The organism is Aeromonas sp. ASNIH7, from assembly GCF_002903485.1.
Taxonomy (GTDB): domain Bacteria; phylum Pseudomonadota; class Gammaproteobacteria; order Enterobacterales; family Aeromonadaceae; genus Aeromonas; species Aeromonas caviae.
Genome location: NZ_CP026226.1, coordinates 1,025,888 through 1,052,594, shown reverse-complemented (window position 1 = coordinate 1,052,594; position 26,707 = coordinate 1,025,888). Strand labels below are relative to the sequence as shown.

Genomic DNA, 26,707 nt, shown 5'->3' with positions numbered 1-26,707 from the left:
CTTGCCGGCTTGATGCTCAGGTAGTCGCAACCTGAATCATCTCGTCGTAGTGCTTCTTGTCCACTTCCTCCAACCACTGAAAAATGTGCCCGATGACGCTATGACTTTCGCCTGCCAAGTTTTCTGCGGACTCCTCGGTTATCTCGATTACGTCGCTATGCGAATACTTGTTGATAAAACGATAGATCTTCTCCTTCAGCTCCGGTGTTGTGATGATGCAGTCTTTCAGACCAACATCCATCAACTGACTGATATCGCTTCTCCGCTTTGGATATTTGAAGGTAAAGAACGATTCAACGAGCTTGCGCGCAAGGTTCGCAGTCAAAAATGCTTCATCTCTGTTAAGAGTCGTATGGGCTCTGTACTCATAAAGTTTCTTGAATATGTAGTGATACTCAGAGCCGTAATTTTTCAGAGAGTCATCGGCATCAACAAGCAACGAATGGCGTGGTGAGCCGGGTGGAGCATCCAGTCGATAGAAAAAGCAGTTCTCTGTTTTTCCCTTGTTGATCCTGTTCCTATTCGCTCCAGTGAACCAGTCTCGCACTAGCTTGAAATAGGTGAAGTTGTGGGTCAGCACAAAAAGTTGTTTTGCTTCAGTACATTGAGTTCTCAGGAACGAATAGGCATGGAACAAGTGGTTTGAATCAAAGCTTGAGACTGGATCATCAACGACGACAATCGTGTCTTTGATGTTGTTTCCGTTCTCTTTGAGCTTCGTGATGAAGTACACAAATGCAATCGCAGTCTTCTCACCTTCGCTCAAGTTCCCATCATGCTCACCCACCCCGTTTCTGATGATCTCATAACCCTTCTTCTTCTGATTGAAGCTGAGACAAAGTTCAGAGCGGCCAATGAAGCGATGCAAGATGTCATTGAACTCCTTCGCTCCGACCGTTTCATTCGAGAGCAGCGCCTCTATAGCCCCGACCTCTTGACTAATTTTTTCAATTTCCTTGTGGTCGTTTTTTGCTTCTGATTCAAGGTCATTGCATTTCTTCTCACTTCCAGCATAGTCAAATTCTTGCACCTCAGCCGCAGCAAAGTGTAGCTCCAGTGCCACTTTGCTTTTTGAGGTCTCAGATTTGAAGTTAGAAGTCTTGTTGTTGTGCTTTCCGACGAGCGCGACGATCGACTTCAGAATCTCATTGAAGTTTTTGACGTCATCTTCAACCACGTCCGAGATTTGAATGTCCGTTTTTCCAGGGTCTGTGATCTTGGCCTTCAGGGCTTCGCGCCATCCGTCCATTTGCTTATCAATCTTCTCAGCAGCGGTTGCGTAGTCCTTTTGGAGCTTATCCGCCTCGGCCGATAGTTCTTTATAAAACTCGGTCGCTGCGGGCAACTGATTGGCTGGAGCGCCTTGAGACTCAATCCAAGTCGCCGCGTTCTGAAGTCGGCTCTGAAAATCCGTGAACTCTTTGCTGAAGTGGGCAGCAAGTGCCTCGGCACGAAGCTGGGTAAATGTAGAGCCGCAGAACTCGCACGATTGCGAGTCGTGGTTTTTATGGATTTCCAAGCCTGTTTGAACCCATTCACGGATGTCCGGGTTATCAGTCAACCGCTGGATAGCTTGATTTACCGCCGTAGTCCCAATCAAATCCCTGATTCGACCTGATGCCTTCTTGAAGTAATCCGGCTCAATGGATGTTGAGACGAAATTGATACTTGGAAGCTGATCTGGTTTCGCGGCATTCGTAAGGTCGATAACTTTTTCATCTGAAAGAACCGAATCGGCCTTGATGATGGCTTCACCGTTGCTCTGAATGAAATTGGACAACTTTCGGCGATCGTAATTTAGGTAATAGCTATCGCTTGTATCAATCGCCTGAAGCCCTAGCTTCATTTTTTTGGCAGCATTGGTCAGAAACTTGTCTAACGCTTCGCGCTGCTTCTTTATATCGCCTTGCTTTTCGTCGTGAGCCTTCCTTTTCGACTGAAGCTCGCCCTTTAACTTCTCCAGCTTCTGTAGGTCATCAATCTTCTCTTTTGCAATCAGAAGGATGCTTTTTACAGATTTGTCCCAATCAATGTTCTCATGCACAAAGCGTTGATTGAAGACATGAATATTCAGTTGGCATGAATGGAGTGTAGCTTCCGTGATCGTTGAGCCATCCTCCAAACCTACTGAAAACTGGCCCGCACTGAAGCGAGGAACCATCGAGCGCAGCTCAAAGCAAGAGAAAAGGTTCGACAGGGTTGACTTGCCTGTTCCGTTCCAGCCATAGACCAAGTTGTACCGGCCGAACTTCTGGATCTTCGTTCCATTAAAGTCGTTGAAGATGCCGAACTGCTTGAGGCGGTTAATGCAGACGATCATTTTTGGGACCTCCGTGTTCTTGCTTTGGTTGCATCTGCTTGCAAAACAAATAATAAGCGAAGAGTTCTCCTGCGTCTCCGCTTCGCGGACCGCGCTGTTCCAGGTTCGCTTTTCGCTCATCCCTGACGGGACTGGCATTCGCCAGCCTTCCACATCCCTGACGCCTACGGCCCGGCTTCCTAGATCCGGGCCTGCGCGCTTCGCTTGCGTGCGGTTCGGCACACAGGGACGGCCGTTGCCATGTCCAGCCGTCTCCCCTGACTCCATCACCTTCTCCGCGACCGTAGCCCGCTCCCGTGTGCCGTCAAGGCGCGCAGGGCCGTGTCCTCGGCTGCGCCTGCGGGCCGCACCAACCCTGCGCTTGTCTCCTTGACGGCCCCCGTCCGCGCGCTCCTTTGGCCGCGGGCGATGAACTCAGGAAAGACGGTGGCAACAGGGCCAACCGGGTTCCTCGTGCCAACCGCACAGAACAGCCGAAAGGCTGGGCTCCGAATCTTGGAATCCGGTGTGCGGTTTGAACAGCAAACCCTTTTCGTCAGGAGAAAGACCATGCAACTCGCATCCCGTTTCGCTTCCCGTTCCCCCTCGCTGCGCAGCGATTACCCGCTGACCGATGACCAGATTCACCGCGTAGCGCCGTCCATCTTCGCGGACGCGCCGCATGAGAGCCGTTCGCAGCGGTACGCCTATATCCCCACCGCCGCCGTGCTGACCGAGCTTCGCAAAGAAGGGTTCCAGCCCTTCATGGTGACGCAAACCCGCGTGCGCGATGAAGGCAAGCGCGAGCACACCAAACACATGCTGCGCCTGCGCCACGCCAGCCAGATCAACGGTGCGGAAGCCAACGAAATCGTGCTGCTGAACTCGCATGATGGCACCAGCAGCTATCAGATGCTGGCCGGTATGTTCCGGTTCGTGTGCAGCAATGGCCTTGTGTGCGGCGACACCGTGGCCGATGTGCGCGTGCCCCACAAGGGCGACGTTTCCGGGCAAGTCATCGAAGGCGCTTACGAAGTCTTGCGCGGCTTCGACCGGGTGAAGGATTCCCGCGATGCCATGCGTGCTATCACGCTGGACGAAGGCGAAGCCGAAGTGTTCGCCCGTTCCGCGCTCGCCTTGAAGTACGACCCCACCGAAAACAAGCCCGCGCCCATCACCGAATCGCAAATCCTGATGCCGCGCCGCTTCGACGACCGCCGCCCGGACTTGTGGAGCGTATTCAACCGCACCCAAGAAAACCTGACCAAAGGCGGATTGCATGGCCGCAGCGCCAACGGACGCCGCCAGCAAACCCGCCCGGTGCAGGGCATTGATTCCGATGTGCGCCTCAATCGCGCCCTCTGGATGCTGGCCGATGGCCTGCGTCAGTTGAAAGCCTGATTCCCCACGCGGCAGGGGCAGGCAGCAGCCCTTGCCGCTTTCTTCGCTGCTGCATCCCTGAACCGATAGGAGTTATCACCATGAACGCCATTACCCAAACCGAAGCCCGCGCCCTCAACACCGCCGCCGCTATCCCGCTGGAAGCCGCCGACCCGACCAAGAACCTGATTTTGGTTCCGCTGTCGCGGCTAGTGTCGCGTCCTGCTGGCCGCAACGTGCGCAAGACCCCGCGCATGTCTATTCCCGAACTGGCCGCATCTATCCAGCGTGTCGGCCTGCTGCAAAACCTCATCGTCATTGCCGCCGCCGATGGCCAGCATTACGAAGTCGTGGCCGGTGGCCGCAGGCTGGCCGGGTTGAAGCTGCTGGCGAAGAAGCGCCGCATCAGCAAGGAATGGGACGTGCCTTGCTTGCTGGTGGCCGATGGCACCGCCCGCACGGCCAGCCTCACCGAGAACGTGCAGCGCGAAGCCATGCACCCCGCCGACCAGTTCGAGGCATTCGCCGCGCTGGTGGCCGAAGGCCGACCCATCGAGGACATAGCCGCCGATTTCAGCGTCACGCCGCTGGTGGTGCAGCGCCGCTTGAAGCTGGCGAACGTCTCGCCGCGCCTGCTGGCCGACTACCGCGCCGAAGCCGTGACGCTCGATCAGTTGATGGCCCTTGCCATTACCGACGACCACGCCGCGCAGGAAAGCGCTTTCTATGACGCGCCGACGTGGCAGCGCAACCCGTCCCAATTGCGCGACCGTCTCACCGAGCGCGAGATTGACGCATACCGGCATCCGCTGGTGCGTTTCGTGGGGCTGGATACCTACGAAACCGCAGGCGGCGGCATCCGCCGCGACCTGTTCGCGGAAGGCGATGCGGGCGTGTATCTGACCGATGCCGCGCTGCTGGAACGGCTGGCGCAAGACAAGCTGGCAGGCATCGCCGCCGAGGTGAAGGCCGAAGGCTGGGCGTGGGTGGATGCGACCCCCGCCGTGACCCATGCCGACCTGCACGCTTTCCAGCGTGCGCCGAGGGAGCGGCGCGAGCCGACCAAGCGCGAAGCGCAGCGCATCGAGAAGCTGCAAACCAAGATGCACGAACTGGCCGCCGCCGTGGATGACGCGCTTGATACCGAGGACGAGGAAAAGGCCGATGCCTTGCAGGAAGAAGGCGAAGCCGTGGGCGAGCAGTTGCAGGCGCTGGAAGATGGCTTGCAGGACTACGGCACGACCGTGAAGGCCGCAGCCGGTGCCATCGTCACCATCGACCGCAACGGGCAGGCAGTGATTCATCGCGGGTTGATGCGCGAGGCCGAGGCCAAGGCGCTGCGCACACTGGAACGCCTGCGCCAAGGTTTCAGCGGCGAGGGCGCCGAGAACGACGACGAAGGCGAGGACGGAGACTGCGACGGGCAGCCCAAGACCGCCGCCATGTCCGACAAGCTGGCGCAGCGGTTGAGCGCCCACCGCACCGCCGCGCTGCAAATCGAAGTCGCCCGGCATCCGCAAGTGGCGCTGGCCGCGCTGGCGCATGGCATGGTGCAGAGCATCTTGCAGGGAAGCCACTACGGTCACGACTTGGCGCTGGGTGTGAGCCTCAAAGTGCAAGACCGGCTGGAAGGCATCGCCCCGGATATACCGGATTCGCCCGCTGCCATGGCGCTGCGCGAGTTGCAGCAGGTAGCAGGCGATGGCTTGCCGGAGGACAGCGCCGACCTGTTTGCCGTGCTGCTGGCGAAGTCGCAAGATGAACTGGTGCGCCTGCTGGCGGCATGCGTGGCCGTCACGGTGGACGTGGTGACGCCCCGCGCCACGCCGCAGCAACCGGGCGCGGAACTGGCGCAGGCTGTCGGCTTGGACATGGCCGCATGGTGGAAGCCCACCAATGAGGGTTATTTCCGGCATGTGCCGAAGGCCGCGATTCTGGAAGCCGTGGAGCAGTACGCCCCGGCGCACGTCACCCGGCTGGCGAAGTTGAAGAAGGCCGACATTGCCAGCGAAGCCGAGCGGCTGGCCGATGGCACCGGCTGGATGCCTGCCATCTTCAAGGCCGAAGGCACCGACGACACCACGGCGCAGGATGCGCCGCAGGCGGTGACGAACGACGAGCCGGAAGCCATCGACAACGACGACGAGCAGCAGGCCCACGCACTCGCCGCCTGACCTTCACCACCACCGAGCGCCCCGGTTTCGGCCGGGGCGCTTCGCTTTTCCATCAGCATCGGCCCCAGGCCGTTCCGCCCTGGTGCCGATGGTCAAAAATCCGGGCGCGGCGGTGGCCGCGCCCGGTTTCCAAGCCCAAAGCCAGAACGCCCCTTCGCCGCCTTCGGGCGGACGGCGAAGGGGCGGCGCACAAGTGACCTTGTGCGCGGGAAACCCTCGAAGCCCATAAGTGCGTCGGCGCACAGCGCCGACGACATTCCGAACGCGCCCCACCGCAATGGACGGGCGTGTGGGGCTACGCCCCGGCTTGCTGCCGCAGGTTGCACGAAAGCGTGCCGTCCTCGACGCTGGCGGTTCGTCGCCTGTACGTCACGAAGGACGGTTCACCGACACGCCGCCCGGCCTTGCAATGGAGCTTCCACGCCACGCCTCACGCAAAGGGCCGCAAGCAGCAGTAGGGACGCTTTCACCTTGTCGCTGGGCATTGTCCTTGCCCGTGTCAGGGCGCAGGCCGGTGAAGCCGTCGCGCGGGGATGCCGAGTCGGCCATGCCTCCATTCGGGAGCGGGCGGCCAGTACGTCCTTGTGTTGTTGTGAATCCTGGCGGTGGCTGGGCTTCATGGCCGCAACCTTCCAGCGAAAACAATTCCCCCTGCGCTGCGCGCATTCCTCGCGGGACAAATTCTTTTCGCTTCCAGGTTCTCCACGGTGTTGCGACCGCTGCGCGGTGCGGCCAGCCCATCCCCCGCCGGACGGATCACAACAAGGACGCACTGGCGCGACCTTGTTCAACCCGAAAGGAGAAATCATCATGGCTAACATCGGCACCTTCACCGCAGAGAAAGACGGCTTCACCGGCCAGCTCCGCACCCTGACCCTCAACTTCAAGGTCAAGCTGGTTCCCAACGACAAGGGCGAGAACGAAAGCGCCCCGGACTTCCGCCTGCAAGCGGCCGGCCACGACTTCGGCGCGGCGTGGAAGAAAACCAGCGAGGCCGGGCGGGATTACCTGTCGGTGGCCATCGACGATCCTTCATTCCCGGCGACGGTCTATGCCCGCCTGATCGAAGGCGAGAATGACACGCACGACCTCATCTGGTCGCGCAGCAAGCCCAAGGCGGCCTGACGGCCGCCCACCGCGCCCCGCCCATTGCGGCGGGGCGCGGTGCTGCTGATCGCAGCATCGCACGCACAGGGTTTCGGCAGTTGCCCCATGTCCCGCATGTCCAAGGCCAGCATTGCATTGGTGATGGTCGAATGGCTCGAAGCCCGTGGCAGTAGGAACAGCATGGCGTGTCGGCGCATTGCGCCGCCGGGCTTTCGGGCTGCGCCCCATGCCGCCAATGGCGTCATGTCCATTCGGCTTCAATCCCTCACGCCTTCGCGCCTGGCGGCGCTGCGCGCTCCGCTTGCGGGCATTCAGACGCGCTAGGGCGCGTCGCGCTCTTTCAGCACGGCCTCGAACTCCTGGCGCACCCGCGCCAGCAGTTCGTCGGCCTTGTGCGTGTCGTCGCCGGCGTAGGCCAGCGTCAACAGCGTCAGCGGATGCACTTCCATGACCTCGCACAGCTCGGTCAGCTTGTGCAGGGTCGGACTTTTCAAGTCGCGCTCCAGCGTACTCATATAGGTGCGGCTGGACACGTCGGAGAACGCTTCCTGGCTCAAGCCTCGCGCCTTCCTGACTGTCCGTATTGCCGTTGCCAATGAGTGTTTCGCTGTCACTAACTTGGTTTCCCCATAAAAACCAAGATGACAGCCCATTGCGCCCTATAGGGCTACAATCTATAGTGTTCATTCATGGCTGAAAGGCCCGCTTTCGTGCTTTTACGGAAATCCGCAGATGCGGATTCCGACAGAACCGGGGAATCGCATCCGTGTCTTTCCGGCTTCCGACAATTCCGCTTCGGCGCTTCTGTTCTTCTACGGATGCGATGGCTTGCACATCGGTGCTTCCACACGAATGCACGGATGCGTTTCGGCAGTTCTGCGCTTCGGCACCAAAGCGCATTCGCGCATCGTCGGTTTCGTGGAGAAGCTGCCCATGACCCTGCCGCTTGTCACCGCTGATGAACGCGCCCGGCTGCTGGCCCACGGCGCGGCGCTCGCCGCTGGTCAGCGGCTCGACCCGCTGCCCGTGGTGCGCTTGTTCACCCCGGACGCGCATGTGACCTGGCTGCTGGTGTCGCTCGACCCGGCGGATGGCGACACGGCCTACGGCCTGATCGACCTCGGTATCGGTATGCCTGAGCTCGGGATGGTCAAGCTGTCCGACCTGGCGGGCATCGTCGGGCCGCGCAAGCTGCCGGTGCGGCGGGATCGGTATTTCCAGGCGGTGCGCCCGTTATCGGAGTACGTCCGGCTGGCGCAGGAGAACGGCGCGATCACGGACTGATGAAAACCAGCGCGGCCTAGCCAGCCGGGGCGCATCGTGACTATTTCAATCTTGATCAAGACCGTGCAGGTCTGAATCCGCATTCTTGCACCGAAGTGGTGCGATCCTGTTGAAAACAGTCCTGATCTTGGGCGCGGGCTGCGGCACGGTGTTCGGTGCTGCGCGTCATTTTCCTGAAGGCGTAGCCGTCGCATTCAGACGATTTCCGCAACACGCAGAGCCAAATGGTCTTGACACCGACAGTTACAGCCTAACCAATTTTGATGACGACCTGATGGCATTTCGATAGTTCCCGCATCGCGGAAATCGTGGCGACGCATCCCAAACAGAGGGAGGTTTCGCCATGACTGATCGCAGCGCCGAACACTGGTATCCGACAGCGGCCTATCTCTACGTTCTGCACCTTGACGGCCCTGCGCTGGCGTGGGAATACCTGCGCCGAAATCCCGACTACCGCCGCGACTGGCTGCGCCGCCGCCGCCGGCCGGACACGGCGCAGGCGTGGGGCCTGCGCCTGCTGGAAGACCCAGCCCTGGATGCGCGCGACGCGCATCCGGCCTGGTTTCCCGATCACGATGCCGTCGTGCAGGTTTACCCGGACGATGACCCGCCACCCGAAGCCCATGCCTTCGAGTTCTGGCGCGTCCCTGGCCGCAAGCAACTGATCCACGACGGCAAGCGCCTGGTGCTGGTGTCGCATTGGCCCGGCTGCTGCCTGCGGCTCGCGCTCGCGCCGGGCCTGGAAGACGGCATGGCCTACCTCTACGCCACCCGCGCCTGCGCCACGCCCTGCGCGCGCTATCGCACGCTCGCGTCCGAGCTGGACGCATTGGCCGTGGCCACGGTTGCCACGCCTGCGGCGGCGGCCCGTTCCAGGCCCACGACGGCCGCGGTGCTGGAACTGCACACCTTGCAGACGCTCGACGCGACCCTGGCGGGCGCGTCATTGCGCGAAGTGGCCGAAGGGCTGTTCGGCGCCGATGCCGTCGCCGCCGACTGGCACAAGGACAGCGCCTTACGTGCCCGCGTGCGGCGGCTGGTACGTCGTGGCGATGCGCTGATGCGTGGCGGCTATCGCCGCCTGGCACAGCTTCCGCCGCCGTTGCAGTAGGGGGGGACGTTTCGCGTCCCCCGTAGATCGTCCCTTAGCAAGCAGCCTCGCTTTCTTGAAAGTGCCTCTAACCGGCCGCGTGGTGTGGCCGGGCTTGATGGAGGTACATCCCATGCGACCCGCTCCCTTGCGGCCTGCCGCCGCTGCTGTCGCTGCGCCTGCGCAGCCCCAACGCTACCTGACCAACGACGAAGCCGCCGAGTACCTGCGCCTGTCGCCACGCACGCTGGAGAAACAGCGCGTGATCGGCGGCGGCCCGAAGTTCCGCAAGTTCGGCCGCCGCGTCATGTACGCGGTGTCCGACCTCGATGCCTGGGCCGACCAGCGCAGCTACGAGGCGACTTCCGACCCGGAATATGCCGAACGCCACGCGGGCGATTACCGTGATGGCCGCTGATCGCTGGCGCGTGGGTGGCCGTCGCCATGTCCAGCCCGCCAGGGCAAGCCTTGCAGCGCGAACAGCTCGACCTGTTCCGCGCGCTGCCGGGCGACATGGCACCCCGCGACAGCCAGGACTTGATGGCCTTTCCGTTCTTCTCGCTGGCGAAGTCGCGGCGTACCGCGCCGATCGACTTCCGCGCCGGCGGCATCACCATCCGCGTGGAGGGTACGCAGGAGCACGGCATCGCAACGATATGGGATGCCGACCTGCTGATTTGGGCCGCCTCGCAGATCGTGGAGGCGCGCGACGCGGGCTTGCGCCCGTCGCGCTGGATACGCGCCACTCCCTACGAGATCCTGCGCTTCATCGGGCGCGGCACGTCTCTCAACGACTACCTGCGCCTGAAAGCCGCGCTCGACCGGCTGCAATCGACCACGGTGGCCACGTCCATCCGCGAAACCACGGGAAGGCGATTGCATCGCTTCTCGTGGATCAACGAGTGGAAGGAACTGGCCGATGCCAGCGGCGTGCCGCTGGGCATCGAACTGATCCTGCCGGACTGGTTCTATGCGGGCGTGCTCGATGCCGCCTTGGTGCTGACCATCGACCCAGCCTATTTCCGCTTGAAGGGCGGGATCGAGCGCTGGCTGTACCGCCTGGTGCGCAAGCACGGCGGCAAGCAGCCGGGCGGCTGGCAATTCGACTTCCGGCACCTGCACCGCAAGTCGGGCAGCGCTGCGCGCTTCTCCGACTTCGCTTACGACCTGCGCGTCCTGGTGGCGCGGCAGTCGCTGCCCGGCTACGTCCTGGGCATCGAGCGAATGCCGGACGACGGACAAGAACTGCTGACCTTCCGGCCCGTGCTGCACACGGCACGGGGATAACTCGTGGAAAAGGTGTGGACGGCCTCGTGCTATCAGGAGTACCGGGTATCGTGCTATCGGGAGTACGCCTATCGTGCTATCAGGAGTACGAAAACGCCGGAAAGCCAATAACGGCGCGGGTTTGCGGCCCCTCTAACTTCCCTAACAAGAAATACATAACTTTTAGTAGAAGCGCGCCGTTTCGGTGGACAACCGAGAAACGGCACGGCGAACAGCGTTTTGCACGGCAGGTAAAGCCCGGCTTTCCAGCAGGGAGGGCCGCGCCATGATCCTCGCTCTGCTCAACCAGAAAGGCGGTGTCGGCAAGACCACGCTCGCCACGCACATCGCGGGCGAACTGGCGATGCGCGGCCAGCATGTCGTCCTGCTCGATGCCGACCCGCAGGGTTCATCCCTGGACTGGACGCAGCGCAGAAGCCAGCAAGGCTTGCCACGGCTGTTCAGCGCCGTGGGCCTCGCACGCGAAACGCTGCATCAGGAAGCGCCAGAACTCGCCAGGCGGGCCGATCACGTCATCATCGACGGGCCGCCGCGCATCGCCGCCTTGGCGCGCTCCGCGCTGCTGGCGGCCGAGCGCGTGCTGATCCCGGTGCAGCCCAGCCCCTACGACCTCTGGGCCAGCTCGGAAATGGTTTCGCTGATCCGCGAGGCGCAGGTGTTCCGGCCGCTGCTCCGCGCGGCCTTCGTCATCAACCGGCGCGTCAGCACCACCATCATCGGGCGCGAGGCGCGGCAATCGCTCGCCGAACAGCCGCTGCCCGCGCTGCGCTCGGAGGTGCATCAGCGCATCGTCTTCGCCGACAGCGTGGCCGCTGGCCGGCTCGCACGCGAGACAGCGCCCGACAGTGCCGCCGCCCGCGAAATCACCGCCCTGGTGGACGAACTGCTGCGGTGGCCGACATGACAGCGCAGCAGCCACCCAACAGCAAACGCACGGGCAAGCGCGTCGGCATCGGCGCACGTCCGCCCGCGAATCCGCACGCCGAGGCGTGGATTCGTCAGGGCGATGCCGACGCGCTGGGCAAAGGCGACCTCTACACGGCCCGCCTCACGCTCGACATCACGCCCGCCATGCGGGCGCGCATCAAGGTGTCGGCCTTCACGCAAGGCGTGACCGTGGCCGACCTGCTGCGCGGCCTGCTGGAGCGGGAGTTTCCGCCGGAGAACACACCATGAACGCATTCGCTTGGCCTGCCGCGAACGCGGCACCGGCTGCGCCGCTGCCTGCGCTTTCGGCACTCGCCGGACAGGCCGGCAATGTGCCGCTGACGCGCGTTTCGCTGGCCTACCTCGAACATCGCTTCAAGCTCTACCTGCGCTTCGGCGAACCGGCGCGCACGCTTCAGCTCGACCGCTGGCGGCGCTGCGCGGTGTTCCTGCCGGGCGCGATGCTCTGCCGCATCCGCTGGCAGGCCAACGACTACGGCACGATCCGCTGGCAACTCATGGTGATGCAGGCTTGCACACCGCTGGACGCGGCGCAGCGCATCCCCGGTGTTCAGCCGGGCGCGCGCTTGCTCCTACACACCGAAGGCGATGCCAACGTGCGCGCCGTGCTGGAGCGCATCGACGGCATCGAGGCGCTGGGCATCGCTGCCATCGACGTGTCGCCGGCGTACTGGCGCACGCTGGGCAACCGTCTTGCGGCTCGCCTTGCGCTGCCTGAATACACCACCGAGCGGCATACCGCCTGGCTGGCCGGGAAGGTGCTGCCATGACCGCCCCGACCACCACACCCAACGCGCCCGACGTGGCGCCGCGTCCTCGCTCACGCCTGCGCGCTCGCATCGTGCTGGCGACACTGGCCGCCATCGGCTTCGCTGCGCTGGCCTGGGCGGCTTTCGTGTCGCCGCTGCCGCGTCTGACCTACAACCCGTCCGACAGCGTGGCGGTCGGCTGGTATCGCATTGACCCGTTCGACCCGCGCACCGCCTCGCTGCCACGTCCGTTGTCCGTGGACAGCATCGTGCTGGTGCCGCTTCCGGCCACGGCTGCCGCGCTCGCTGCGCAGCGCGGCTACCTGCCGACGCGCGTTCCGCTGCTCAAACGTGTGGGCGCGGTCGCGCCGCAACACGTCTGCATCGTCGCCGGTCAGGTACGCATCGACGGCGTGCCTTCGGCCGCCGTACTGCCCGCCGACCGGCTGGGCCGGGCGCTGCCGTCCTTGCAGCTTTGCCGCCGCCTTGAACCGGGCGAACTGCTCCTGTTGAGCGTGACGAATCCAGCATCGTTCGACAGCCGCTATTTCGGCCCGGTCAGCGCATCCGCCGTGATCGGCGTTGCGCATCCGGTGTGGCCGGAGATACGCCCATGATGGCCGCCGATTCGCTGCGCTCTGACGTGCCATCGGGCATGTCGTTCTGCTGGCTGCTTCAGTGTCGCTGCGCCTGTCGTGCCGGTGCATTCGCACCGCACGTCGCGCAGCATCCGGCGCAGCCGTCCAACGTTCAGGCGTCTTGCCTCGAACGCGCCCGGCCTGCGGCCATTGGCGCTTTCGCCGGCGCGCTGTCTGTTCACGCAGCAGCGCCGCCGGGCCGCCGTTGCCTGGAGCGACAGCGAAGGGCAAAGGCGGAAGGCAAGACAAAAGGACGCGGCACCTGGCCGCGTCGAAAGCCAGTCAGCACATGGGGGGAACGCGGCACGGAGCGGCTTCGCCACCGTGCCGCGTTTGGCGCGAGGGTCGCGCCAATGCTGGCATGTCCGCGTGCTTCGCACGACAGGACACGCCCAAGCTTGCGGGGAGCGCAGCCATGACCGACAGCCGCGACGACGACTTTCGCGTGCGCCCCAGCGCCCCGAAGAACCGGGGCAAGGGCCAGGGGCAGAGCTTCGTTTCCAAGGTGCTCAAGCAGGCCGGCAAAGCCAGCAGCGGCAAGTCGGCAGTACGCCGTCCTGGCGCGGCTGGCACCGGCCAGCGGCCCGGCTCTCGGCTCGGACGTGGCCACACGGCGGCGCGCTTCGCCGGGGCGAAGCTAATGCCCATGTCGCGGCGCGTGACCATCAAGACCTTGCTGGTCAATCACCAGCGGGCCAGCCCGCAATCGCTCGCCAAGCACCTGCGCTACATCGAGCGCGACGGCGCGGGTCGCGATGGCGAACCGGGCCGGGGCTACGGGCCACAGGCCGACGAAGCCGATCTGGACGCCTTCAAGGAACGCTGCGCCGACGACCGGCACCATTTCCGCTTCATCGTCTCGCCCGAGGACGGGGCCGAGCTGGACGACCTGCGCACCTACACCCGGCATCTGGTGAGCCGCATGGAAGCCGACCTGGGCACGCGGCTGGATTGGGTGGCGGTGGATCACTGGAACACCGACAACCCGCACACCCACCTGATCGTGCGCGGGCGCGACGACACCGGCAAAGACCTCATCATCGCGGGTGACTACATCGCCCACGGCTTCCGCCATCGCGCCGCCGAGCTGGCGACCGAGTGGCTGGGGCCGCGCACCGAACTGGAGATTCAGCAGACCTTGAGGCGCGAGGTGGAACAGGAGCGGTGGACGAGCCTGGATCGCACCTTGCAGCGCGAGACCGGCGAGGATGGCCGGGTGCATGTCGAACGGCTCAACGAGCCGAGGTTGCAACGCCAGCGCCTGCTGCTGATCGGCCGCCTGCAACGCTTGCAGCGCCTGGGCCTAGCCGACGAGGTGCAGCCCGGCACCTGGGCCATTCATGCCGATGCCGAGAAGACCTTGCGTGCCCTGGGTGAGCGTGGCGACATCATCCGAACGATGCAGCGGGCCATGAGCGGCCAGCCGCGTGAGCTGGCGGTGTTCGAGCCGGGCGACGATGGTCGCAGCCTCATCGGCCGCGTGGCCGCGAAGGGGCTTGCCGATGAGTTGCACGACCGAGGCTATCTGATCATCGACGGCACGGACGGTAAGGCCCACTACGTTGCACTGAACGCCCGCGACGAACTGGCGAACTATCCCACGGGCGCTGTGGTAGAGGTGAAGGGTTCGACTGAGGTGCGCACGGCCGACAAGAACATCGCCTCGCTGGCGAGCGATGGCCTGTACCGCACCGATCATCACCTGGTAATCGAGCAGGGCCGGGCTACGCCCGGACGCGACCCGCAGGAAGTCGTCGCCGCTCATGTCCGGCGGCTGGAAGCCCTGCGCCGGGCTTGCATCGTGGAGCGCGTGGCCGAAGGGCTATGGAAGGTGCCGGACGACATGGCCGAGCGTGGCCGTCAGTACGACGCGCAACGGCTGGGCGGTGTGTCCGTGGAGCTGAAAACGCATCTGCCCATCGAGCGGCAGGTGCGCGTGATCGGCGCGACTTGGCTCGACCAACAATTGATCGGCGGCGGTCGTGGGCTGGGCGAACTGGGCTTTGGCGGCGACGCCAAGCAGGCTATGCAGCAGCGCGCCAACTTCCTGGCCGAACAAGGGCTAGCCGAGCGGCGCGGGCAGCGCGTGATCCTTGCCCGGAATCTGCTGGGCACGCTGCGCAGTCGGGAACTGGCACAAGCCGCCAAGGACATTGCGGCGGAAACCGGCCTAGAGCATCGCCCGGTGGCCGACGGGCAGCGCGTAGCCGGTATCTACCGGCGTTCCATTATGCTCGCCAGCGGTCGCTATGCGCTGCTCGATGACGGCATGGGATTCAGTCTGGTGCCTTGGCGGCCGATAATCGAGCCACGACTGGGGCAGCAGATCGCCGCGACTGTACGCGGCGGCGGTGTGTCATGGGAGGTTGGACGGCAAAGAGGTCCTGGGATTGGATCGGGGCCGTAGGCTGTCGTACCGAGTTAAGGTGTCGAGCAGCGTTTTGGCCCTAGCTTCTGTGCTCCGTTAAGACGACTAGTCTGTGCTTATCGACGACGCTGTGGGTGCATGGTTGCTTGCCAATTCCGGTGCAACTCGCAAACGCGCTGCCCCGACCTGAACTGCCCATTCAACGATCTGCCCGGCCAATATATCCGTGGCGACACCGAACGCGCTCACCACATCGGCCTCTCGCTTGCTGCCTGTGGCTTGGATTGCTTCGAAGCGTCTACTGGCAATAGCAGTCCGTTTGGCCGGATCGACCAGTTGCACATCGAGCCGAACCGCGGCGATCGCTTCAGTGCCGCGGTATTCGAGCTGGAACGCCCGCAGCGTACTGCGCAACTCCATATCGGCGCTCATTGGGGTGCTATCGGTAATCACGGAAGTCGACCGCCCATCGCGCATGAAGGCTTCGACGATTCGGTCACGCAGCAGCACCGGTGCGGGGTCGGCCCAACGCACTCCTTGCCAAGCCGACAAGCGACCATCGGGCTGCGCAATGAACAGCCGCTCCGAATCCAGGACGCGACTACTCTCAGGGGCGTAGACGCGCAGCGCCCCGGGTCCCGGAACGGCGCGCGGCGTACTCTCCGCCTGGGCGATGTGATAGTCGGGCAATTTGTAGGTGACCATTGGAGCTGCTTTGGGAAGCACACTGCACGCGGACAAGCCGAGTACTAGCGTCATAGTCACGGCAGCGACGGGAATCATCCTGGCGGAAGTGTTCACGGCTTGGTTTCCTCAATGTTCTCTCCACCGAGCAGGTATTGCGCCGGATTGCGATCCAGTCGGCGCAGCACGGTGTTTAGATTGGCCAGCGCCTGCTGGAGTTCGTGCATGGCAGGACCTGTGGCGGCCAAGCCCTGGTTCAGCGATTCCTGATTGTTTTGCAGTAGCGTCTCAACCCTGAAAGCGGCGCGTTCGAGGGATGCCGTTGCATCACGCGTGTTCACCATGATTTGCTTACCATCGTTATTTAGTAGCAGGTTGGCATCGCGAAGAGTGCTATTTGCTTGGCGCACGGCAGCTGTCGATTCTCTGCTTGCTTCGGTCAGATTGCTGATTAACGTCGCGATCTCGGCCCTCTGGTCAGCGACCGCGCCCGTGGTCTGTTCAAGATTCACCAGACTGCGGTGCACAAGAGCCAAATTCTCCTTCGACAGTAACTCCTGCGTGCGCAGCAAGATGCCGTTGAGTGTCGTCATGCTGTTCCCCTCACCGGAGACCAGGGATGCCATCGCCGAACGTGGTGCGAGGATCAACGGTTCCTCGTCCTCTCTCCGATCCAGCAATGGCACGTTTGGCCCACCGTCGCTCAACTCGATCACCGCGTTGCCGGTAATTCCCGTGATGACCAATTCAGCGCGGGTATCCTGCCGGACCGGGATGGTGGCATTGATGCGTACGCGCGCTATCGCCCGCCTTGGGTCTCGCGGTGAAAGAGAAAGTGCAACGACTTCGCCAATCGTGATTCCGCTGTACTGAACCTGGCTGCCGGGCGTAAGCCCGGTCACTGGCTCATCGAACATAATCCGGTAATACTGGTAATCGTGGTCGGAACGTGTGTCGCTGAGCCAAAGCGCGAAGCCAATACCAATCGCACCGAGCAGCACGACGAACAGACCAATGAATACATGATGGGCACGTGGTTCCATGATCAGACCACCTCGTTCTCAGAGTTTAAATATTGCGTGCGCCCAGCCCAATGCGTGCGCGACGGAAGAATGATGCAGATGCGGAGGGGTTTCATGGCTGCGTCTCTTGGCTGGAAGCACCAGTGGCCTGTGCGGCCGCACGGCCACGGGGGCCGTGAAAGTATTCCTGTATCCACGGGTGCTTGAAGCGCTCGACTGCCTCGATGCCGTCGTTGATGAGTACCTTCTGGTTCGCCAGGACCGCGACACGGTCGCATATGGTGTACAGCGTATCGAGGTCGTGGGTTACCAGAAACACCGTGAGGCCCAGTGCATTGCGCAGGGTCAGAATCAATTGGTCGAAAGATGCAGCCCCGATTGGATCCAGTCCTGCGGTGGGTTCGTCAAGAAACAGGATGTTCGCATCAAGCGCCAAGGCTCTCGCCAGTGCTGCTCGTTTCACCATGCCTCCGGACAACGAGGCCGGATACTTGTCTCCCGCTCCGGCAGGCAACCCCACCAAGCCCAGCTTGCTTCTTGCCAAACGCTCGGCAAGAGGCCGCGCCAGACCGACATGCTCGATCAAAGGAAGAGCGACGTTCTCCAAGACGGTCAGCGATGAATACAACGCGCCCTTCTGGAACAGAATGCCGAACCTTCGCTCCATACGCGCGCGCGCAAGCCATTGGGCTCGCAGTAGGTCGCGCCCCCCGATACGGACCACGCCCGAATGCGGCTTCTGCAGCCCGACGACGCTACGCAAGAGCACGGATTTCCCGGTGCCTGACCCTCCCACCACGCCAAGGATTTCCCCGCGCCGCACGTCCAGGTCTAGGTCCTGATGGACCTGCTGGGTTCCAAACCTGTTGTCCAGGCCGCGCACTTCAATAGCGTGTCGCACACCGTTGTCGGTGTCTTGCTTCACCGCGCTCACCAGCCCATCTCCATGAAGAACAGTGCAGCGATGGCGTCTATCAGGATCACCATGAAGATTGATTGCACGACACTAGACGTCGTGTGGTCGCCTACCGACTCAGCGCTACCGGCGACCTTGAACCCTTCATGGCAGCCGATAGCGGCGATCATCACCGCGAAGAGCGGGGACTTGCTCATTCCGACAAGAAAATGGCGCACCTCGATTTTTTCCTGCACGATGGCAAGGAACTGTGCGGGAGGAATTTCCAAGCTCAGTGCGCATACGGTGGCGCCGCCCGCAATGCCAGCCAAGATGCCTACTAAGGTGAGCAGTGGCAAGGACACAAGAAGCGCCAGCACGCGTGGCAGCACCAGTAACTCGATGGGGTCGAGCGCGTTGGAGCGAAGCGCATCGATCTCTTCATTTGCCTTCATCGAACCGATTTGGGCGGTGTACGCGCTTGCGGTACGGCCTGCAATCAATATGGCCGGGAGCAGCACTCCGAACTCGCGCATGAACGAGAAGGCGACCAGATGCACCGAGAAGATGCTCGCACCGAAGTTGGCCAGCACCGTTGCTCCCAGGAACGCCACCACCATTCCTACCATGAAGCTCAGTAGCGCCACGATGGGAATGGCGTCCACCGCTGATCGCTGGATTTGAGCGATCACCGAGGTCGCGCGCCAGCGACGCGGGTGACGAACGGTACGGCTCCATGTTTCGATGATCTGGCCCACGAACCCGGCCAGACCAAGACACGCACGACAGCCCTGTTCCAAGGTCAGGCCTATGCGTCCCAGACCGCGGAGCAGAGGATTCCCGCTCACCGCTGCTTTCTCCGTCTTCTGCTGATCGGTAGCAGCGGCGGCCAGCGCTCTCATTAGGGCGAGGCGATCCGAGGACAGATTTGGAGCTGCCTCCGGCCGGTCGAGTATCGAGTCTGGCCCGAGAATTTCCACCAGCAGAGCCGCGCCGGCGGTGTCCAGTCTCTGGACTTGCGTCCAGTCGAGTAAGGGAGTGGCGTACCCCTCGGCATGACTGATGCGGGCGGCGGACACGGATTTTGCCAGACTGGCGTAGTGCTCTATCGTCCAGTCGCCACCCGCCAGCCATTTGTGATCACCGCCGACCATGGCATCCTGCCGGAGCCAAGCCTGTGAAGCGTTGCTCATGGCTGCGTGTCCCGCCAAGCGCTGTCGATGCGCTCGATGCAGTTCGTGATCGCCGCTTTGGCATGACCCAGCAATGTGTACGAACCGGCGAACTCTTTAATGACGTTGCCGCGCTCGAAGCAACTGGCGGCAGCAACCCGGCGTCCCGTCCTTAAATCGACTGCTTCGAACTCTAGGCTGGCACCACCCGTCGTCACGGGTCCAACCAGCAGGGTCGTCATTGCATTGACTGCCCGATTCGGTGTCTGCAGTTCGGTGACCGCTACACGCACCCGAACCTGTCCCGCGCCACCTGGGGGGGCGGGACTTTTGCCTTCCTGGCGTTTCAGTTCGCTCGTCACATGGTCTAGCACTTCGCGCTGCTGCGCGTCATCGAGCCCATCGATGCGACCCGAGGCGGTCTTGATCTGCGCTTCTTCCACCACGACAGCGGCATAACGCTTGGGCTCGAATCCCGCTGCGCGGTACATCAGTACGTTCTCGTATCGTGTCGGCGATAACTTCTCGTAGTCGCCGAGAAATCCGGAGCGCGTCATGCTGTTGGTCGCGCATCCAGAGAGCGCGCCTGCTACGCAAAAAAAGATGCCGCCGCGGATCAATGCAGTTTTGCTCTTCATAATGGGTCTCCTTGATCAAACGAAACTAAGACAGGCAATGCCTGCTGCGATGAGGGCGGTGCCAGACCAGCGCGTTACCGATGCGACATCGCCTAGTAGGAGGGCGCCGACGCCCAAGTTTCCAAGTAGCCCGATTCCTGCCCAGGCTGCAGAGGCCGCGCTGATCGGAATCCGCTTGAGCGCGAACCACAAAAGTGCGCCGCTGGCCGCCATGCACGTCACTGCCACACAGAGGCCGACCCAGCGCATCGGACCGCCCGCCGTGATGGCCCGCAGGCCCAGTGGATAGCCCGCTCCTAGAACCCCTGCGGCAATGACAATCGACCAGGATTTCCAGATCAGCGGATGGGTGCTGAATCGCATAAGCCTAGCGAGACATACGCATGAAGCGTGGGTGCATACGAATTCTGAGAATGCGCAGCACGCGGCGGCTCGCAAGAGACTCATGAGCGATCTCCATGCGCGGTGGCGACACTCAGGTTCCACGGCCCAATTCGCTTGATTCCGAACAGCACCTCGTAGAGCAACGGAATCAGGCCAAGCGTCACGAGCGTGCCAAGTGCGAGACCACCGATCATGCCGATGGCCATGCCCTTCCACAGCGGCCCCGCAAACAACATCAGGGGCACGAGACCCGCGATACAGGTCACCTTGGTCATCACGATTGGACGCAGCCGCTGCATCGCAGCTCCCACCAGGGCTTCATGTCGGGCGAGACCTTCCGAGAGGCCGTGTTCAATTTGTTCGAGCAGAAGAACGGCGTTGTTGACGATGATTCCGAACAGCGCAAGCACCCCGAATGTCGCCATGAAGCTGAAAGGAGTGCCTGTTGCCTTCAGTGCAATCACGACCCCAATCAACGTGAAGGGAATCGTTGCGAGAATCACGATCAGCTTGCGGAAGGAGTTGAACTGCCAGATGAATAGCAGCAACATCGCCAGAAGAGCGAACGGCATGTAGTGCGTGAGCGATGCATTCGATTCAGCCGATTCCTCAATTTCTCCACCAAGCTCTATGGCATAGCCTGCAGGTAGTTCAATTGCGGCGATCCGAGGTGCGAGGTGATCCACGATCTCTTGCGCGGTGTATGCGGTGTTCTGCCCCTGAACTGTGACTGTACGAATGAGATTGCGGCGCTGGATCACAGACGGCTCGCTAGCGAGCGTGACATCGGCCACTTGCGCCAGGGAAACCGGCTGGCCACCCGACGCTGGATAGATGGTCGTCGAACCAACGTCCGCAGTGCTGCGCCGATCATTGGACGTCCCGCGCATCACGATTGGCACGCTGGTATCGCCATCTCGGATCACAGAGATCGACTGGCCGATGTAGCGGGTGCCAAGCCAGGCAGCTATGTCGTCGGTGGTGACGCCAGCACGTCGCGCACGATCTTGATCGACCCGAACATCGAGACGGCCGACACGGGTATCCCAGTTGTTCTTGATGTTGGCCGTACCTGGCAGCTCCCGTAGCGCGGACTCAATTTTCGCCGCCGCATTCATCAGCACCTCATGATCCGGCCCACTGACCCGGTAGACGGCTGTGCCGGCTTCGGTAGTGCCTAGCGAGAACCGCTGAGGCTCTGCGCGTACATCTCCATGATGCTGCGCGAAGTAAGCCCGAGTTCGGGCAATCACGACGTCAATGTTGGTGCCTGCCTTGACCGTCACGACAAAGTACGCGATGTTCGATGCTGGCAATGGGGGATTGAGCCCAAGGATGAAGCGCGGCCCACCGTCAGCGACGTAGCCAATGTGATCCGTGATTTCGGGGTTGATTTCTTGATCACCGAGCCAGCCGCTCACTTCCTTCACTTTGGCAAGAGTGAGCCGTGAATCCGTTCCAGGGGCGAGCTGCACCGGTATTTGGAATTGAACTCGGTCGGACTTCGGCAAGAAGTCGTATGGCAGTGTCGTGAATCCGTACAGAGCTACGGCCAATGCACCCGTCATCACACCAACGTAGATCGCCTTGTGGTCAAGCACCCACTCAAGCAACTTGCGATAGCCGCGATAGAAGCGTGTGTTGTAGGTTTGCGCGTCATTCGCCGGTTGATGATGCACTTTGGTGAAGTGGTAGCACAGCAGTGGAGTGACGGTCAGACACAACAGCCAAGATCCGAGTAACGTGAGCGCGAGGACAATGACGAGAGAGCGCAGATACTCACTCGTCGCACTCTGGCCGAAGAAGAACGGGGAGAAGGCGATGACGATAACCAATGAGGACGTCAGCAGCGGCAGTGCGAGGGTACGACCCGCTTCGAGACAAGCCTGTTTGCGGTCTTCACCGGCTGCCAAGCGCCGTTCAATGTCTTCGGCAATCACGATGCCGTTGTCTACCAAGAGCCCCAAAGCGATGATGATGGCTGCCATCGAAACACTTTGCAGCTCGATGTTCAGCGCGCGCATCACGATCAGTGCCCCCAGAATGGTAAGCGGCACGATCATCCCGACGATGAATCCTGTGCGCCATCCCAGGAAAAGGACGACGACGCCGAGCACGATGACAATCGTTTCGATCATCACCTGGTTCATCTTGCCCATTTCACGTTTGACGACGTCTGCCTGGAATGTCACATAGGAGAGCTCGAAACCTGCGGGCAGAAGTTTCTCAAGCTCGGCCACACGGGATTTGAGGGCTACGCCGAATTGCTCCACGTTCTGGCCCGAGGTCATGGACACTGCCATCACTACGGCAGGCTGGCCCTTATAGACTGCAGCAGACTCGGGAGGATCTGCAGGTTGTACCTGCACGCGCGCAAGCTCTCCCAGTGAGATTGAAGGAGCAGGCGAAGCACCGCGCGCACCCTGAGCTTGCGCCATCATGATCGGCAACGCGCGCAGCGAGGCGGCGTCGCGAACCTCTCCACTAACAGCCAGCGAAGCGTTGATGCCACCGATGGCGATTTGCCCGCCTGAAAGCACGACGTTTTGTTTAACGAGTTGATCGATCACCCCTTGTGGGGTCAATCCAAGCTGGGCTAGTTTTGGTCGATCAAATTCGAGATAGACGCGCTCTTCCTGCAAGCCGTAGAAGCTGATGCGATCAACGCCGGGAAGCGCGTATAGGCGATCGCGCATCTCTTTCAACGACACACGCATTTCGCCCATGGAGTAGCCCGGCGCGGTCACCGCAATGGAGGCCACGGCAACACGGCCGAAGTCGTCGTTGACAAATGGCCCCAACGTACCCTGTGGAAGCAGAGGCTGAGCATCGGCAACCTTCGCGCGAACGCGCTGCCATATGGGGGCTAGGTCGGTGTACCGCTCCCAGATCGTGACCTGTATGACGGCCCCGCCCGCGCGAACGGTTGTGGTTACACGCTTGACCTCGGCCAGCTCCCGCAAACGCTCCTCGATCGGACGCGCGATCAACTGCTCAACACGTTCGGCTGGCATGCCAGGGTTCAGAACGGCAACAACCGCATCTCGAATCGTGACCGATGGCTCTTCCTGCGAAGGGAAATTGAGAAACGTGGCAATGCCGGCAACAAGAATGATGACCGCGGCAAGGTAGGTGAGTCTGCTGGCGCGCAGCGCCATTTCTGTGATCTTCATAGCGAAGTCTTCCTGTAGCGGGTCAGCGTCCGGCCAATTGGGTCGTGGCCTTGAGTGGGGTGACTTGTTGCTCGTTCGTCAGCCAACTCGCGCCAGCCGCGACTACCATCTCGCCGCGCTTCAGGCCGCCCACAACGCGAACGTTGTCGCCGCCTGGCTCGCTCTGGAATTGCACTTCCCGGCGGTGCACCTTCTTTCCGGTCACGTCATATACAAACACTGCGGCTTGTCCTGCTTTCTCACTGAGCACCAGTGCCGAATAGGGAAGCATCAGACGATCTGGTGAGGCATCCTTCGCTTCCGGTGCCTTCAGCAATACTTGAACGGCAGACCCGGGTCGAAGACTGCGCGCAAGAGTAGCATCTTGAGGAACGAGCACGACAGGTAAAAGTGAGCCATTTTCAGCACGCAAGCCGATGCGTTGTACCGAAGCACGAACGGGACTTGCTGACTCGCTCAGGCGCAGTTCGGCGACCTGCCCAATTTTGATATTTGCCGCCTGGGTCGTCGATGCAGTCGCAAGGACTTCTACGCCGCTGCGTAGTCCATCCACTTGAAGCACCGGCGCTCCGGCTGCAATATCTGTGAACGGCAGAGCGAGTTTCTCCGCGACGACGCCGTCGAATGGCGCATGAATGGCGGCCCCCCTTCGCGCACGCTCGGCAAGGCCGAATGCGGCCTTTGCATTGCGCACCTGGCCTTCAGCTGCAACCAACTGTGCTTTCACACTCTCGAATGCAGCCGGGGAGATTACGTTGCCCTCAAGCAGCCCCCTTTGCTGCGTTGTCTGCACGATTCTGTCTGCCAATGCGGCTTCCGCAGCAGCGAGTGTCGCCCGAGCCTGTTCTAGGCGGAGTTGCTCGGGCTGAACATCCAACTCAGCCAGAAGCTGTCCGCGAGAGAAGCGATCTCCCACGTCCACATGAAGCTTGCTGATACGCCCGCCAGTCTCGAACCCCAAGGTACTCCGCTCACTGGAGCGAGCTAGACCACTCAATTCAATGCGATTGGCCACAGAACCTACATCCCCCACCGTGAGCAGCTTGACCGCTCGCGGTGGATCGGAAGCAGGCTCCTTCTGACTACCACAGCCGGCAAGCGATGCGAGCAGAACAAACGCGAGGCCGACTTTCTGCATTTGCCAGGACTGGGATTTAAAGGGAGTGCAAGACACGGGAAGGCCTTTCATCAGCGTTTATCAATAGGGGTGAGTTCCAGTTCGCCGCGGGCGAGCGCCTGGAGGGTGTGCATGAGTCGAGAAAGGTCTTCGGCAGCAAACGTCGGAAAACCCATCATTTCGGCGAGGAAGACTCCGTCCAAGGCAAATAGAACGATTCCGGCGATATCGGTGCCGCGTGGAGATTTGCTCGCGTTCTCGTACTGCCTGCGGTACCAGCCGCGCACAGGCTCAAGCAGCGTGGGGTCTTCAGCCACGGCCGCCAGCAATGCAGCGCTCATCTTTTGCATCCCGCCGTCAGGCATAGCCGAGACCTGGCTGGATAGCCAAGGGTCTGGATCGCCGACGAATGGCAGCTCTCGCTCTTCCTGCCCGCCATCAAACGCCGAGACCTGGTCATCAATCACCGTGAGGAGCAGATCGCGCTTGGTCTTGAAGTGGTACAGGAACGCACCTTTGCTCATTCCTGCCCGTGCAACGACCGCGTCAAGCGTTAGGTGCCCGGCACCTCCCTCCATGACTACGTCACGCGCAGCTTGAAGGATGCGCTCCCGTGTTTGTTGCGCTTTCTTAGAGATGGAGGGGGCTTCAGCGCCGTTGTCCGCCGAATGCGACTCCTCTGGGCTTGATTTCATACGAGTTGCCATGGTGAAACTCCAAAGATGCTTGATTTTTGAACCGTCTGGACGATATAGTACACGCCATGAACTATGCCCGTCAAGACGGCCTCCTCAATTCACAACCTAGTGGCTCAACATGTCCGATCCCTACGCCCGCCGCGGCCTTACTGCTGTTGCATTCCTATCGATCACGCTTCTCGCCGCGTGCAGCCACTCGCCTCACAGGGTGGAGACATCACGCGTTGAGGTTCCGGCCAAATTCATGAACGAAGCGGGTCTGGCTGTGCAGCAGGTGCCAGCACAAGCACTCCCGGCCGAGTGGTGGACGGCGTACGGTGATCCGCTGATTGACGCGCTGGTGCGCAACGCGCTGGAGCACAACACCGATCTCGCTATTGCAAGAGCGCGGATTGATGAAGCTGTGGCGATCACCCGACGTACACGCGCTTCAATGTTCCCTAGCTTGGCGCTCACGCCCCAAGCAACGCGCGCGCGCGACTTTTCTTTGGCACCGACCATCAGCAGCGATGCCAGGCTTCCGCTGTCGGCTTCATGGGAAGTTGATCTAGCGGGCCGCCTCTCGCATGCCGCTGATGGCGCACGGATGGACGCAGTTGCTGTCGAACAGAACTGGTTCGCGACACGTTGGCAGATCGCCTTTGAGACAGTGTCCGCTGCACTGCAGCAGCGGCAGGCGGCAGAGCTGGAAGATCTGGCAAAAGAGCGACTTCAAGTCGCCGAGCGCCTTGAGCGTCTGACAGAGCAGAAGTTCAAGGCAGGTCAAGCTACGGGCTTTGACATTGAACGCACGCGTTCCGAGGTCATCGCCCTCCGGGTGGAGCAAGAGCAGTTGCGACGCGTACGCGGCGAAGCAACGCATGCCTTGGATGTGCTCGTTGGCCGGATTCCGGGGGCGCTTGGCAGCGGTCCTGCGCTTGCCTCTCTCACCATGCCCGATTGGACTCCCAGAAGCGTGCCAGGCGAATTGCTGCAGCAGCGCCCCGACGTCAGAGCCGCGCAGGCGCGTCTTGCAGCGGCGACGGCGCGATGGAACGCAGCAGAAGGCGAGCGGTTCCCCAAACTTGTGCTCGATTTGAGTGGTGGGCGCCAACGCTTCGAGAACAACGGAACACGTGTGGCAGGGAACATTTTCTCTCTGGGCTTGGGTGTGACGCTTCCGATCTTTGACGGTGGAGCAATACAAGCGGGAATCGACGAGGGCTCAGCACGCAGTCGCGGCGCACAGGCTGACCTGGAACGCACGGTTTTGCTTGCGCTTCAGGATGTGGAGAACGCTTATCTGGGCTGGCAGACCCAGCGGACTTCTCTGCAGCATCAGGTCGATGGTCTTGTCGTCGCTGATCGACTCCTTGACCGCAGTCGACGCCTCTTTGAGGCGGGACAGGTGGATGCGACCGTTGTTGCAGAAGCGGAGCGTGGCACCTTGTCCCAGCGAGCGGCTCTGGTCCGTGCTCGCGCCGACGCAGCCGTGCAATGGGGTGTTCTCGCTAAAGCGCTTTCTGGTTCGCCAGAGCATGTGAATCTGCAATCTTCACCCTGAGTCCTTGAGTTGGAAGAACGCAGCATGGCAGCGAGTTTTAAATACTGAATAGATCGA

24 protein-coding genes are annotated in these 26,707 nt (G+C 61.8%); 13 read left to right on the top strand and 11 right to left on the bottom strand.

Translation table 11 applies throughout. The features are described 5' to 3' along the window. Positions 1 to 16: 16 nt before the first annotated feature. Positions 17 to 2,587, bottom strand: a complete 2,571-nt coding sequence (locus tag C2U47_RS04785) for an ATP-binding protein (RefSeq protein WP_233735863.1) — start codon at positions 2,585 to 2,587, stop codon at positions 17 to 19. Positions 2,588 to 2,869: 282 nt separating this feature from the next. Between C2U47_RS04785 and C2U47_RS04775 the strand changes: the two genes are divergently transcribed. From C2U47_RS04775 to C2U47_RS04755, 3 genes are all read left to right on the top strand, one after another. Then, positions 2,870 to 3,700, top strand: a complete 831-nt coding sequence (locus tag C2U47_RS04775; protein WP_103261473.1) for a DUF932 domain-containing protein — start codon at positions 2,870 to 2,872, stop codon at positions 3,698 to 3,700. An 80-nt stretch (positions 3,701 to 3,780) separates the two neighbouring features. Continuing rightward, the gene (locus tag C2U47_RS04770; RefSeq protein WP_103261472.1) at positions 3,781 to 5,853 is read left to right on the top strand and encodes a ParB/RepB/Spo0J family partition protein; all 2,073 of its coding nucleotides are present in this window, start codon (positions 3,781 to 3,783) and stop codon (positions 5,851 to 5,853) included. Between the two features lie 810 nt (positions 5,854 to 6,663). Beyond that, a complete protein-coding gene (locus tag C2U47_RS04755; RefSeq protein ID WP_004883051.1) occupies positions 6,664 to 6,978 on the top strand; it encodes a DUF736 domain-containing protein in 315 nt (104 codons plus the stop codon). A 302-nt stretch (positions 6,979 to 7,280) separates the two neighbouring features. Here the strand turns inward: C2U47_RS04755 and C2U47_RS04745 are convergent, their stop codons facing one another. Further along, positions 7,281 to 7,613 carry a helix-turn-helix domain-containing protein gene (locus C2U47_RS04745; protein ID WP_004883052.1) on the bottom strand — a complete coding sequence of 111 codons (333 nt, stop codon included), beginning with the start codon at positions 7,611 to 7,613 and terminating at the stop codon, positions 7,281 to 7,283. A 79-nt stretch (positions 7,614 to 7,692) separates the two neighbouring features. Here C2U47_RS04745 and C2U47_RS23720 point away from each other — a divergent pair, with 79 nt between their 5' ends. The 9 genes from C2U47_RS23720 (at position 7,693) to C2U47_RS04690 (ending at position 15,363) form a co-directional block, all read left to right on the top strand. Beyond that, the gene (locus C2U47_RS23720) at positions 7,693 to 8,244 is read left to right on the top strand and encodes a DUF2958 domain-containing protein (protein ID WP_004883053.1); all 552 of its coding nucleotides are present in this window, start codon (positions 7,693 to 7,695) and stop codon (positions 8,242 to 8,244) included. 343 nt (positions 8,245 to 8,587) lie between these two features. Then, a complete protein-coding gene (locus C2U47_RS04735; RefSeq protein ID WP_004883055.1) occupies positions 8,588 to 9,355 on the top strand; it encodes a DUF2285 domain-containing protein in 768 nt (255 codons plus the stop codon). 112 nt (positions 9,356 to 9,467) lie between these two features. Then, positions 9,468 to 9,752, top strand: a complete 285-nt coding sequence (locus tag C2U47_RS04730) for a helix-turn-helix transcriptional regulator (protein WP_004883058.1) — start codon at positions 9,468 to 9,470, stop codon at positions 9,750 to 9,752. 50 nt (positions 9,753 to 9,802) lie between these two features. Further along, complete coding sequence (locus tag C2U47_RS04725) at positions 9,803 to 10,621, top strand: replication initiator protein A (protein ID WP_425267602.1); 819 nt, start codon at positions 9,803 to 9,805, stop codon at positions 10,619 to 10,621. Positions 10,622 to 10,886: 265 nt separating this feature from the next. Next, entirely contained in the window at positions 10,887 to 11,525 is a 639-nt protein-coding gene (gene parA / locus C2U47_RS04715) for a ParA family partition ATPase (protein WP_004883061.1), read from the top strand. Continuing rightward, positions 11,522 to 11,797, top strand: a complete 276-nt coding sequence (locus C2U47_RS04710) for a hypothetical protein (RefSeq protein WP_004883063.1) — start codon at positions 11,522 to 11,524, stop codon at positions 11,795 to 11,797. Before parA ends, C2U47_RS04710 begins: the two co-directional genes overlap by 4 nt. Next, positions 11,794 to 12,339 carry a DUF2840 domain-containing protein gene (locus tag C2U47_RS04705; protein ID WP_004883064.1) on the top strand — a complete coding sequence of 182 codons (546 nt, stop codon included), beginning with the start codon at positions 11,794 to 11,796 and terminating at the stop codon, positions 12,337 to 12,339. Before C2U47_RS04710 ends, C2U47_RS04705 begins: the two co-directional genes overlap by 4 nt. Continuing rightward, positions 12,336 to 12,935 carry a S26 family signal peptidase gene (locus tag C2U47_RS04700; RefSeq protein WP_004883067.1) on the top strand — a complete coding sequence of 200 codons (600 nt, stop codon included), beginning with the start codon at positions 12,336 to 12,338 and terminating at the stop codon, positions 12,933 to 12,935. The genes C2U47_RS04705 and C2U47_RS04700 overlap by 4 nt, the downstream gene beginning before the upstream one ends. Positions 12,936 to 13,371: 436 nt before the next feature. Further along, positions 13,372 to 15,363 carry a relaxase/mobilization nuclease domain-containing protein gene (locus C2U47_RS04690; protein ID WP_103261471.1) on the top strand — a complete coding sequence of 664 codons (1,992 nt, stop codon included), beginning with the start codon at positions 13,372 to 13,374 and terminating at the stop codon, positions 15,361 to 15,363. Between the two features lie 66 nt (positions 15,364 to 15,429). On the opposite strand, the gene C2U47_RS04685 is transcribed toward C2U47_RS04690, so the two are convergent. The 9 genes from C2U47_RS04685 to C2U47_RS04645 all read right to left on the bottom strand — a co-directional run bounded on the left by C2U47_RS04685 (position 15,430) and on the right by C2U47_RS04645 (position 25,116). Further along, positions 15,430 to 16,029 carry an ABC-type transport auxiliary lipoprotein family protein gene (locus C2U47_RS04685; RefSeq protein ID WP_003124411.1) on the bottom strand — a complete coding sequence of 200 codons (600 nt, stop codon included), beginning with the start codon at positions 16,027 to 16,029 and terminating at the stop codon, positions 15,430 to 15,432. Positions 16,030 to 16,121: 92 nt separating this feature from the next. Beyond that, positions 16,122 to 17,051, bottom strand: coding sequence for an MlaD family protein (locus C2U47_RS04680; protein ID WP_000433686.1), 930 nt, complete (start codon positions 17,049 to 17,051; stop codon positions 16,122 to 16,124). A gap of 91 nt (positions 17,052 to 17,142) precedes the next feature. Then, on the bottom strand, positions 17,143 to 17,964 hold the full coding sequence (locus tag C2U47_RS04675; RefSeq protein ID WP_023093371.1) for an ABC transporter ATP-binding protein: 822 nt from the start codon (positions 17,962 to 17,964) through the stop codon (positions 17,143 to 17,145). Further along, positions 17,961 to 19,118 carry an MlaE family ABC transporter permease gene (locus tag C2U47_RS04670; RefSeq protein WP_000063629.1) on the bottom strand — a complete coding sequence of 386 codons (1,158 nt, stop codon included), beginning with the start codon at positions 19,116 to 19,118 and terminating at the stop codon, positions 17,961 to 17,963. The genes C2U47_RS04675 and C2U47_RS04670 overlap by 4 nt, the downstream gene beginning before the upstream one ends. Continuing rightward, positions 19,115 to 19,735 (bottom strand): DUF3313 family protein, encoded by a 621-nt coding sequence (locus C2U47_RS04665; RefSeq protein ID WP_000837791.1) that lies wholly within the window; start codon positions 19,733 to 19,735, stop codon positions 19,115 to 19,117. The genes C2U47_RS04670 and C2U47_RS04665 overlap by 4 nt, the downstream gene beginning before the upstream one ends. 15 nt (positions 19,736 to 19,750) lie before the next feature. Continuing rightward, entirely contained in the window at positions 19,751 to 20,098 is a 348-nt protein-coding gene (locus C2U47_RS04660) for a DMT family transporter (protein WP_038421338.1), read from the bottom strand. 80 nt (positions 20,099 to 20,178) lie between these two features. Next, positions 20,179 to 23,292, bottom strand: a complete 3,114-nt coding sequence (locus C2U47_RS04655; protein ID WP_103261470.1) for an efflux RND transporter permease subunit — start codon at positions 23,290 to 23,292, stop codon at positions 20,179 to 20,181. A 22-nt stretch (positions 23,293 to 23,314) separates the two neighbouring features. Next, on the bottom strand, positions 23,315 to 24,481 hold the full coding sequence (locus C2U47_RS04650) for an efflux RND transporter periplasmic adaptor subunit (RefSeq protein WP_023123862.1): 1,167 nt from the start codon (positions 24,479 to 24,481) through the stop codon (positions 23,315 to 23,317). Then, a complete protein-coding gene (locus tag C2U47_RS04645; RefSeq protein ID WP_103261469.1) occupies positions 24,481 to 25,116 on the bottom strand; it encodes a TetR/AcrR family transcriptional regulator in 636 nt (211 codons plus the stop codon). The genes C2U47_RS04650 and C2U47_RS04645 overlap by 1 nt, the downstream gene beginning before the upstream one ends. Before the next feature lie 109 nt (positions 25,117 to 25,225). Between C2U47_RS04645 and C2U47_RS04640 the strand changes: the two genes are divergently transcribed. Then, entirely contained in the window at positions 25,226 to 26,650 is a 1,425-nt protein-coding gene (locus tag C2U47_RS04640) for an efflux transporter outer membrane subunit (protein WP_028699135.1), read from the top strand. The last annotated feature ends 57 nt before the right edge of the window (positions 26,651 to 26,707 follow it).